This window comes from Marinomonas profundimaris (assembly GCF_000508165.1).
Classification (GTDB): domain Bacteria; phylum Pseudomonadota; class Gammaproteobacteria; order Pseudomonadales; family Marinomonadaceae; genus Marinomonas; species Marinomonas profundimaris.
In genome coordinates, this window is sequence record NZ_AYOZ01000061.1 from 173,796 (window position 1) to 185,586 (window position 11,791).

Sequence of the window (11,791 nt, forward strand, 5' to 3'; positions counted from 1 at the left end):
AACGACCTTATGACGTTTCGCTTTTAATGCTGTGCTTTTAATGCGTTAAGTACGGCATCGCCCATGGCTTGCGTACTAACAGTCTCGCTTCCTTTTGATGCGATATCTGCGGTTCTTAGACCTAAATCAAGAACATGACTCACGGCCGCCTCAATCGCATCTGCCGCGTCTTTCGCATCCAATGAATAACGTAACATCATAGCAACGGATAAAATGGTTGCCAATGGATTCGCAATACCTTTGCCTGCGATATCAGGCGCTGAGCCATGACAAGGTTCATACATGCCGCGACCTTCCGCATTTAATGACGCAGAAGGCAGCATACCAATAGAACCTGTTAACATCGCAGCCGCGTCAGAAAGGATATCACCAAACATATTCCCAGTAACCATTACATCAAACTGTTTTGGCGCACGAACAAGCTGCATAGCAGCATTATCAACTAGCATGTGAGTTAATTCGACGTCAGGATACTCCTTCGCCACTTCTTCCATCACTTCTTTCCAAAGTACTGTCACTTCAAGCACGTTGGATTTATCAATAGAGCAAACACGTTTGCCGCGTTGACGTGCCGCTTCAAACGCTGAACGACCAATTCGACGGATCTCAGATTCGTTGTAAACGTAAGTGTTGTAGCCTTCACGTTCGCCATTTTCCAATGTGCGAATGCCACGAGGTTGACCGAAATAAATACCACCGGTCAATTCGCGCACGATCAATATATCAAGACCCGCCACAATTTCTGGCTTCAAACTGGACGCATCTGCCAATTGTGGGTAAAGAATTGCTGGGCGCAAATTGGAAAACAACTCAAGATTCGAGCGCAAGCCAAGCAAGCCTTTTTCAGGGCGAACGGACATGTCCAACTTATCCCATTTAGGGCCACCTACGGCACCAAGCAGAATAGCGTCCGCTGCTTTGGCTTTTGACAATGTCGCTTCTGGCAATGGAGAGCCAGTTTCGTCATAAGCAGAGCCACCAACAAGGGCACTTTCGTGAACGATGTTTAATGAAAACTGCTCATTCACAGCATCTAATACACGAACCGCTTGAGCAACAATTTCAGGGCCAATGCCATCACCCGGCAATACCAATACATTTTTAGTCATGTCAAATCCTTAAAGCCTATTTCTTTTGTTTACTGACCACGTGACAAGAAAAGCCACGGTGCATCATTCATTCGTTTTTCTTCGTAACGACGAATAGAAGATTCTTGTTGTAGCGTTAAGCCAATATCGTCCAAACCATTCAGCAAGCAATGCTTACGGAAGTTATCGACCATAAATTCAAACTGTGTACCAGAAGGTGATGTCACCGTTTGATTTTCAAGGTCTACAATAATTTCAGCGCCCTCCCGCAACGCGACTTCCGCGAACAACTGGTCTACTTCTTCTGTTTGTAAAACAATTGGTAATAAACCATTTTTGAAACAGTTGTTATAAAAAATGTCCGCAAAACTTGGCGCAATGACCGAACGAAAACCATAATCGTCCAATGCCCAAGGGGCGTGCTCACGACTAGAACCACAACCAAAGTTTTGACGCGCCAATAGAACGCTCGCGCCTTTGTAACGAGGCTGATTCAATATAAACTCTTCGCGAATCGGACGACCGTCACATTCTTGGTCTGGTTGACCTTCGTCTTCATAACGAAGCTCATCAAATAAATTTTTACCAAAACCGGTGCGCTTAATGGATTTCAAGAACTGCTTCGGAATAATCATATCCGTATCAACGTTTGCCAAATCCAAAGGAGCGGCTAGTCCTGTGTGCTTTGTAAAGGGACGCATAAAACTCTCCTTTTATTTAGTGTTTAACAAATTCGTTAACATCAACAAAATGTCCCGCAATAGCGGCAGCGGCCGCCATCGCAGGGCTTACTAGATGTGTACGCCCACCAAAGCCTTGGCGACCTTCAAAGTTACGGTTAGAGGTAGACGCACAATGTTCGCCATTTCCTAACTTGTCAGCATTCATTGCCAAACACATAGAACAACCTGGCTCGCGCCATTCCAAACCAGCCGCCTCAAAAATCACATCGAGACCTTCTTTTTCTGCTTGTGCTTTGACCAAGCCAGACCCTGGGACCACAATCGCTTGCTTCAATGTTGATGCTACTTTGCGGCCTTTTACGACTTGCGCTGCTATACGTAAATCTTCAATACGAGAGTTTGTGCAAGAACCAATAAAAACACGATCAAGCGTGATATCGGCCAACATGGTTTTTCCTTCCAAGCCCATGTATTTCCAAGCACGAGCATAACCTTCTTTTTTTACTGGATCGGTTTGATCTTCTGAACGTGGAATCGCCTCATCGATGGCAATCACCATTTCTGGCGACGTTCCCCATGTCACTTGCGGCTTGATGTCTTCCGACTTCAGTACAACCACTTCATCAAATTGCGCATCTTGGTCGGAAACGAGTTCTTTCCATGCTTCAACAGCCATATCCCAATGTGCACCTTTTGGCGCATAAGGGCGACCTTCTACATAATTGATTGTTGTGTCATCAACCGCGATCAATCCAACACGAGCACCCGCTTCAATCGCCATATTACAAACTGTCATACGACCTTCCATGGACAAAGACTGAATGCCCGTTCCACCAAATTCGATCGCGTAGCCAGTACCACCCGCCGTTCCAATCGCACCGATAATGGCCAAAACAACGTCTTTTGCGGATACCCAAGGCGACAACTCACCGTCAACACGAACCAACATATTGCGGCTTTTCTTTTGTACAAGGCACTGAGTCGCTAATACGTGCTCAACTTCTGAAGTACCAATACCATGCGCCAATGCGCCAAATGCACCGTGTGTTGACGTATGAGAATCGCCACATACAACCGTCATACCTGGAAGCGTCGCACCTTGCTCTGGCCCAACAACGTGCACGATTCCTTGGCGAATGTCTTTCATGTTGAATTCAGTAATACCAAATTCATTGCAGTTATCATCGAGCGTTGTGACTTGAATTTTAGACACAGGATCTTCAATGCCATCGACGCCAGAAATGCGTTCTTTCTTGGTTGTCGGTACATTATGGTCTGGCGTTGCTAAGCTTGATGATACGCGCCAAGGCTTTCTTCCCGCGATTCGCAGGCCTTCAAAAGCTTGTGGTGATGTCACTTCATGAAGCAACTGTAAATCGATATAAATTAACGCGCTGCCGTCATCTCGCTGCTGAACAAGATGGCTATCCCACAACTTGTCATAAAGGGTTTTGCCTGACATAAGTTCTCTCCTAAAAATCTTATTGCGCTATCGTAAAACTTTGGCTTAAATAACTCAAATTCATATTTTTCATATTTTGGATAATTTTTTGGAATGATAGACATCGCGGAACTACTTACTTTTATTAAGGTTGCAGAAACAGGTTCATTTTCAGAGGCCGGTTCAAAGCTTTTCCTAACGCAACCCGCGATCAGTAAGCGCGTTGCCGCACTAGAAAGTAACTTAGGGGTTAGGCTGTTTGACCGCATTGGCCGCCAAGTACAGCTCACTGAAGCTGGTACACGCCTACTACCCAAAGCCAGAAAAATGGCCGAGGACTTACAAGACATAAAGCGCAGCATGACCTTACAAATGCAAGACGTAAGTGGTGAGTTGCGTCTTTCCACTAGCCACCACGTTGGATTACGTCGATTGCCAAAATCCCTAAAACGCTTTCAGGAGGACTTCCCTAGTGCGCACTTAGAAATTGAATTTACGCAATCAGAAGAAGCCTACCAAGATGTCTTAAAAGGGCGAGCAGAACTTGGCATCATCACGCTATCAAACAAAGACAACCCGTTAATAGAATCCTTACCGATTTGGTCGGATCCACTCACCTGTGTCGTCAGTAAAGATCACCCTTTGGCCTTATCTAAAAATTTAAGCTTACTTGAACTCGCCCAACACGCTTGTGTACTGCCTAATAAAAATACATTTACACGGCAAATTGCCGAACAAGTCTTCGGAAAACAAGGCCTAAAACCGAAAGTTCGAATGAATACTAACAACCTAGAAACATTGGCAATGCTGGTGAATATTGGCTGGGGCTGGTCTTTACTTCCTTCCACCTTGGTAGATGAAAAATTAGTAGTATTAAACATTGCTGATTTGAATGTAGAAAGGAAACTGGGTGTTATTCACCACAAGCAAAGAACACTAAGTCGAGCCGCCATCGCTTTTATTGAATTGCTAAAAAATGATAGGGCAAACTTATAACCGCTTAAATTAACGGCTTTGGCTCATAATCAAAATAAGCAATGCCAATGCACTGGTCAAAGAGGCTGCTGTAAACGCCCATTCACCACCAGCCCATTCCCATAAATACCCTGTAATTACCATCCCAATGCCACCGCCTAACCCGATAGCAAAGGCACTGTACATGGCCTGACCTTGGCCTGCGAAACGCTCAGGGAAAAGCCGTCTAATTTGCTCAATCGACACCATATGAAAAAGCGCAAACGTAATACAATGAAGTAACTGCGTAAAAACTAGCACCCACACGTTTGAAGCAAACCAACCGACTAAAAACCAACGAACGATGCCACAAATAAAACACAGCGTAATAATATGAACCACATGGAAGTGTTTAATGGTATTGCCAAAAAATAGGAACAACACAATTTCAATCACCACACCAAGCGCCATCAATAAACCAATATGCTCACCGCTGTAACCTAGATTTGATAAATGCACCGCAAAAAAAACATTGAACGGCGCATGAGACATAAACGCCAAAAAGGCCAATACAAAAAACAGCATTGATTCTGGTGTTTTAACTAATGAAAGAAAGGAGATGGATTCCTTTTGTGTACTGACTTCATAGGCTTGCTCTTTTAAGAAAAAAGACGTGACCACCGCAAGCGCCAAACAAACACACATCGTTGGAATCACAATAGCAATACCAAATTGACCAATAAGAAAACCACCGCCCGCCACGGCAACAACATAACCAATAGAACCACCCACTCTTAAACGCGTATAAGGCACATCTAAATTACGAATACTTCTTACCGCCAAAGAATCCGTCATAGGAATTAAAGCAGAGTAAAACAGCGCCATAGTGCAAGTAAGTAACCATAGTGTTTCAAATTGATCGTTCCAATTAAAGGGAATCACCGCGATAAAACAGCCTAAAATCGCGAATTGAAGTATCCGTTTTGGCAAACCAATTTTTGCCGTTAACCAACCCCAAAAATGTGGAATTAAAATACCGGATAAGGTAAACGTCGACATCAAACGGCCGATTTCAGAAGCGCTTAAGCCAATCGATTTATAATAAACCGAGATATAAGGCATCATCACGCCAATAAGCGCACAGAAAAAAAAGTAAAAGAAGAATAAAGGCCAAGCCACAGGGCGAGCATTTTCAGAAAACATCATGGCTCCTATAAAATTGTGATTATGTTTGAATATTTTGAAAATCTAACCAATGGACTATGCGCTAAAAAAACCATCCTCATAGCACTGAGCTTATTGACATCATGGACTCATTAACCAAGAACAAGTGGATAGATCTTACCCGAAATGACAACAGAGAAGCGCTTATTATTTCCAGACTTAGCGATAGCCCACACTATTTCAACTAGATTGATACGTTACCATCTATTGAAATGAATGCGCATACAGACGATGTCACTTACAAAGTCCGAAGATAGCTATCTTCAATAATCAAACAAAGCCAAATTGCCTATTAAATTCCACAATTTTGGCATCACGCATATCTTTGAGCGCCTTTAACCCTTCCTCAGCATGCGCCTCAACGGCGACGAAGTTATGGCTATTACTTGCAACCACTCCGCGCTCTTTTTCATACTGATCCAACAATGCATCAAAATCTTCTTGATACGCCTCTTCAATCAGCGCCAAGGCCATTTGATGCTGGTAGTTTGTTTGCGGCGCCACGTACTTTTGGATATAAGCCAACGAATTATCCAAATAAAGGTGATTGAGCGAATCAGCCTGCTGTTTGACACGTTTAAGGGCACCTTTTCGATCATCACAAAGCACTCTTGCCTGAAGCGCTTCGGTATCATACCCCATATCAGTCTGTGCAAAACTGGCAGGTATCGTATTTAAAACAAGGATAGCGGTTAGAGACTGCAGCTTTTTAAAAAAATATTTTTTCATACTCATTTCCATTCGAACAACATTGCCCATCGCCAAACCTGCATTGACTCAAAAAAACGCAGCCGTATGGGAACGAAAGACATTTTATTAAGCACAGTAAAACCACACAATGACGATAATGAAGATCCTCAATCAAACCTTAAATTCCGCAAATTATTTAAGTTAAGGCCTCACCAATATCCGAGTACTTTCCACCACAACCCGCCAACCACCCCCCAAACTAATAAATTAACCACACTCATGATAAAACCCATGATCCACCAGTCCTCCATGGAAACATAACCAGAGCCAAAAATAATGGGCGATGTGCCTGTTGCATAGTGCGTCAACGTCATCATTAAAGATGACGCACCAGCGAGCAAGAGACCTAAATACAAAGGTGGCGCTCCTAACGCTAGCCCAGCAGCATAGAAGGCCGCAAACATAGCGGTGATATGCGCAGTCGTACTGGCGAAAAAATAATGCGCGTAAAAATACACCGCCACCAAAATCACAACAGAGAAAACCCAATCGAATCCTAATTGAGCAATATTGGCCTCAACAACCGAGGAAAACCAATGGACCAATCCTAACTTATTTAAAAAAGTCGCCATCATTACCAATGCAGAAAACCACACAACGGTATCCCACGCAGATTTTTCCTTCAGCACATCATCCCAACTGAGCACGCCCGTTACCAACAAAATAGATAGTCCCAAGAAGGCAACAGCGGTTGTATTTACCGCATAATCAGGCCCAAAAAATACTGCGGGTACGCCGGCCCATAAAACCAACAACAGAGCAAAAACGCCGATCATGACTTTTTCACCATAAGACATGACACCCATTTCACTAAGTTTGGATTTCGCATAGTCTTTTGCATCTGGGGTGCGTTTAATTTCTGGGGGATAAACCGCATAAACCACTAAAGGAACCAAGGCAATACACAGTAAGCCAGGTAAAAGCGCAGCCAACGCCCATGTTCCCCAAGTAATACTGATGCTCGAACCTGTCGCGTCTGCAATCAATTTAACGATTAGAGGGTTGGGCGCTGTCGCAGTAATAAACATCGCAGAAGTAATCGGATTAATATGATAATTAACCAATGCAAGGTAATGCCCAATCTTGCGAGAAGTCCCCTCCTCTGGCATAGAGCCAAAACTTGTCGCGATGGACTTCATAATTGGATGAATAATACCGCCTCCACGGGCGGTGTTACTTGGCGTTACTGGTGCGATAACCAATTCAGACAGCGCCAAGGCATAACCAATCCCTATGGTTTTTTTTCCGAACAAGGAAATGAAGTAGTAGCCAATACGATTGCCCAAGCCCGTTTTAACCAAACCTCTTGAAATAATAATAGCAATACCTATCAACCAAATAAGCGAGTTCGAAAAACCACTCAAAGCGTCTTTGATCGCCGCAGAAGGACTGTCATTGGTTACACCTGTCATCGCCACTAAGGTAATGGCCAAAATCGCAATCGCACCAATAGGCATCGCCTTACCGATAATAGCCACCACAGTACCAACAAACAAAGCCAGTAAATGCCATGCATTCGCCGTCACACCATCAGGGACAGGCACCGCAAACCATAATAACAATGCAATTGCGATGGCAATCACGCCTGGGACAATATGCACATCAGAAACTTTCATAAAAACCACTCCCAGCATTTTAACAATCCCTCACCTAAGAAGGCACTTATATTAGACAATACTGCATTTAGAGATGGTGATAAGTGACATGTATCACGATTACTTATAGCGAGGACAAAAAAAGGCTTGCCGAAGCAAGCCTTTCCATAAACCACATCTTTATTGACTTCTAAATGAAAATTATCATGAAAAGATGTCAGTTAGATTATTATTCATCAACGCTTGCCATTCTTTGTCGAGAGGGGCTTCAAACAACATGCGCTCACCATTTAACATAATATCCAAACGCGTCGCATGTAAGCACAAACGTTTAAAGCCAAGCGCTTTGGTTTCTTTCAACTGCTCTACGGTAGCGTATTTTTCGTCACCCACAATGGAATAACCCGCATATTGTGCATGCACTCGAATTTGATGTGTGCGTCCTGTGACCGGCTCACACTCAACTAAACTGTACCCTTCAAACTGCCTTGCAAGTTTAAATCGTGTCAAACTTTCTTTGCCATCCGTATGAACTTTTACGACTCGCTCACCAGACTTCAATTCATTTTTCAGTAAAGGGGCATTTACCTGAAGCTTTCTTTTTGGCCAACTCCCGTATACAAGCGCAAAGTAAGTTTTCTGGACGCCCTCTTTTTCGCGTAATGCCGTATGTAACTCTTTCAACACCGCACGTTTTTTGGCAATCATTATCAAGCCAGAAGTATCTCTATCTAGTCGATGAACCAGCTCAATAAATTTCTCCAAAGGCCGCATTTGTCGAATCACCTCAATAAGCCCGAAGCTTAGGCCGCTACCGCCATGCACAGCCAAACCAGATGGCTTATTTACGACAATCAAACCTTTGTCTTCATAAACGATACGAGACTCGATCTCGTTTTTTAATCGATCAGACAACGTCGGTTTTTCGGATTCAGGCGCAATAACAATAGGGGCAATTCGCACAATGTCTTCATTTTGAAGACGATAATCTGGTTTAGTACGTTTTTTATTAACGCGGATTTCACCCTTTCTTAAGAGATTGTAAATCTTTCCCTTTGGTACACCTTTCAAAAAAGTCACCAAGAAATTATCAATTCGCTGGCCCTCATTGTTCTCGTCTATGGTGACGTAACGCACCGCTGGACGCTCTACTAAGTTTTGTTCTGAGTCCGACATAAGCAAAGATTGGTTTCCTTTATAATTGAAGCACTTAGTTTTTACTGTTATATTCACATTCGCAAAGGGTAAGAGGCAACAAAACACCTCGAAGATAAGATGCAAGAATTGAATGAAAATTGCCGAAGCGACACTTTGGCCCCTATCTTACCTCTGTAACAGTTAATCTTAAATAATAAACCGCATGATTCGGAAAAATCCGCTTCAGTGGAAGGAACTCTCATTAAATTGCTCGACCGCGCGTTCGCGTTGTTCCGTAAAAAAGCAAAGAAACGAGACCGGTTTAAAGAGACTATTTAGTATTCATTAAGGCAGTGACCGCACAAAATCGTTTAACATAAAATAAACGAAGAAGCGTACTCCTCTTGCCAGGAAGGACTGAATGACTTGCTCTAATTCTGAGTCAAATTTATTAATGGTTACCCTATCGCTGCAGTGACTCTTTCGTATCAGCTAACAGAGTTCACACATACAATGATTAGAATGCTTATAAATGCAACTCAACAAGAAGAGTTGCGCGTCGCCCTAGTAGACGGACAACGTCTATACGATCTTGATATTGAATCCGGTTCTCGCGAACAGAAAAAATCCAACATTTACAAAGGCCGTATTACTCGTATTGAACCGAGTCTAGAAGCTGCTTTTGTTGATTTTGGCGCAGACCGTCATGGATTCTTGCCTTTAAAAGAAATTTCCAAAACTTACTTTTCTAAAAAATCCAACCACGAAGGCCGAATTAACATCAAAGATGTGTTAAGCGAAGGTCAAGAAGTGATTGTTCAAGTAGATAAAGAAGAACGCGGAAATAAAGGCGCAGCCCTTACTACCTTTGTCAGCCTTGCAGGACGTTATTTGGTGTTAATGCCAAACAACCCTCGTGCTGGTGGCATATCTCGTCGCATTGATGGCGACGACAGATCACACCTTAAAGAAGCAATGTCAGGCTTAAACACACCAGAAAACGGCGGACTGATTGTTCGTACCGCAGGTGTTGGCCGTTCAACTGAAGAGCTTCAGTGGGATTTGGACTACCTTGACACACTTTGGAGCTCTATTACCAAAGCTGCATCAGAAAAACCCGCTCCATTCTTAATTTATCAAGAAAGCAATATTGTGATTCGCGCCATTCGTGATTACTTACGCGAAGACATCGGCGAAGTATTGATTGATGAAAAAGACGCGTATCAAGATGCGATCAACTTTGTTATGCAAGTTATGCCGCATTTCAAATCACGCATCAAAATGTACACAGACTCGACCCCACTGTTTAACCGCTTCCAAATCGAATCTCAAATTGAGACCGCATTCCAACGCGAAGTACGCCTTCCGTCTGGTGGCTCTATTGTTATCGATCCAACAGAAGCCTTGGTTTCTATCGACATCAACTCCGCTCGCGCAACGAAAGGCGGTGACATTGAAGAAACAGCACTTCAAACAAACTTAGAAGCTGCGGATGAAATTGCTCGTCAGCTACGCTTACGAGACATTGGCGGCTTGGTGGTTATCGACTTTATCGATATGACACCAGTACGCAATCAGAAAGAAGTTGAGACGCGCATGAAAAATGCGCTTGAAGCTGACCGTGCACGCGTTCAAATTGGGCGTATTTCTCGTTTTGGCTTACTAGAGATGTCTCGTCAACGCTTGCGTCCATCGCTTGGCGAAACCAGTGGTATCGTTTGCCCTCGCTGTAATGGCCAAGGCTTCATTCGCGATGTTGAATCTCTAGCTCTTTCTGTTCTTCGCCTTATTGAAGAAGAGTGCTCTAAAGAACGCACCGCTCAAATTCGCGCAGTGCTACCAGTTTCCGTTGCCACTTTCTTGCTTAACGAAAAACGCACCAACATCGCGAAAATCGAAAAACGTAACAGCGTTCATATTATCCTTGTGCCAAACCCACACATGGAAACACCTCACTTCGAAGTGGAACGTATTCGCGATGACAGTACCGTCGTTACTCAAAACGACAACAGCTACTCCATTGTTGAAACACCAGAGCAGCCTCCTTACGAGCCTCGCCAGGCGAATGAAAACGTACGCCCACAAGCCGCGGTTACAAGCATTGCGCCAAAAGCACCAGCACCTGCGCATAGCACCCCAACACCGGCCGCTAAAGCAACTAAAAATACATCAACGAAGCCTAGCTTACTAAAACGCATTATGACGGCGCTGTTTGGGGAAACTCAAAACAAAACAAGTGCAAAAACAAAGCAAAAGCCAGCAAATAAAACCAGTTCAAGCGCACCAACACAAAGCGATCGCAGCCCTTCTAGCAAGACGAGCACCAATCGCACAAATAGAAACAAACGCAATGTTAAGCACCAAAATTCAGATCGTGACGACAATACGACGGAACAAAACCGTTCAACTCGTCAATCACGTCGCGAACAAGCTGAAGCAGGAACAAAAGGCAATAACCGCAGAAACAACCGCGGAAACAAACAGGACTCACAAGATACTAAAGTTGAAAAGCAAGAGGCCGCAGTAAAAGCCCCTCGTCAACAACCAAAAGAGAAAATTGTTCCTGAAGTGAAAGAACGCAAACGCGATCGCAACGATAACCGCCGTCGCAATGGCAAGCTAAAGGACGAAGTTCTAGAAGCCACAAAACTTCAAGAACAAGAAGCTGTAACCCTGGCTGAAACCGCTCATAACGCTGAAATTGAAAAAAATGAAAATGGGGATGAGCCTCAACGCCGTTCACGTCGCTCTCGTCGTTCACGTCGTCCACAAAAAGAAGAAATCAACACGCAAGAAAGCACTGAATCAGAAAACGCTGAACAGCAAGTTAAAGTTGAAGTCACTCAAGAGAAAGTGGACACAAAAGTAGAAACGACTGTAAAGAGTGAACCTGAAGCTGTTGAAGCTGTTGAAGCTGTT

Annotated in this window: 9 protein-coding genes; 2 read left to right on the top strand and 7 right to left on the bottom strand. The window is 43.7% G+C overall.

What is annotated here, in order from left to right; genetic code table 11:
- Window positions 1–23 precede the first annotated feature (23 nt).
- The 3 genes from leuB to leuC are packed head-to-tail and all read right to left on the bottom strand — an operon-like array spanning window position 24 to window position 3,233.
- On the bottom strand, window positions 24–1,109 hold the full coding sequence (gene leuB, locus D104_RS36215) for a 3-isopropylmalate dehydrogenase (RefSeq protein ID WP_024025581.1): 1,086 nt from the start codon (window positions 1,107–1,109) through the stop codon (window positions 24–26).
- A 29-nt stretch (window positions 1,110–1,138) separates the two neighbouring features.
- Window positions 1,139–1,789 carry a 3-isopropylmalate dehydratase small subunit gene (gene leuD, locus D104_RS36220; protein ID WP_024025582.1) on the bottom strand — a complete coding sequence of 217 codons (651 nt, stop codon included), beginning with the start codon at window positions 1,787–1,789 and terminating at the stop codon, window positions 1,139–1,141.
- Window positions 1,790–1,805: 16 nt separating this feature from the next.
- Complete coding sequence (gene leuC / locus D104_RS36225; protein ID WP_024025583.1) at window positions 1,806–3,233, bottom strand: 3-isopropylmalate dehydratase large subunit; 1,428 nt, start codon at window positions 3,231–3,233, stop codon at window positions 1,806–1,808.
- A 93-nt stretch (window positions 3,234–3,326) separates the two neighbouring features.
- Here leuC and D104_RS36230 point away from each other — a divergent pair, with 93 nt between their 5' ends.
- Entirely contained in the window at window positions 3,327–4,208 is an 882-nt protein-coding gene (locus D104_RS36230) for a LysR family transcriptional regulator (RefSeq protein ID WP_024025584.1), read from the top strand.
- Between the two features lie 9 nt (window positions 4,209–4,217).
- Here the strand turns inward: D104_RS36230 and D104_RS36235 are convergent, their stop codons facing one another.
- The 4 genes from D104_RS36235 to rluC form a co-directional block, all read right to left on the bottom strand.
- The gene (locus tag D104_RS36235) at window positions 4,218–5,369 is read right to left on the bottom strand and encodes an MFS transporter (protein ID WP_024025585.1); all 1,152 of its coding nucleotides are present in this window, start codon (window positions 5,367–5,369) and stop codon (window positions 4,218–4,220) included.
- Between the two features lie 291 nt (window positions 5,370–5,660).
- Window positions 5,661–6,119, bottom strand: coding sequence for a hypothetical protein (locus D104_RS36240; protein WP_024025586.1), 459 nt, complete (start codon window positions 6,117–6,119; stop codon window positions 5,661–5,663).
- A gap of 170 nt (window positions 6,120–6,289) precedes the next feature.
- Window positions 6,290–7,756, bottom strand: coding sequence for a DASS family sodium-coupled anion symporter (locus D104_RS36245; protein WP_024025587.1), 1,467 nt, complete (start codon window positions 7,754–7,756; stop codon window positions 6,290–6,292).
- 183 nt (window positions 7,757–7,939) lie between these two features.
- A complete protein-coding gene (gene rluC, locus D104_RS36250) occupies window positions 7,940–8,911 on the bottom strand; it encodes a 23S rRNA pseudouridine(955/2504/2580) synthase RluC (protein WP_024025588.1) in 972 nt (323 codons plus the stop codon).
- A 474-nt stretch (window positions 8,912–9,385) separates the two neighbouring features.
- Here rluC and rne point away from each other — a divergent pair.
- Window positions 9,386–11,791, top strand: a 2,406-nt coding sequence (rne, locus tag D104_RS36255; protein ID WP_031215382.1) for a ribonuclease E, incomplete at its 3' end; no start/stop codon positions are given.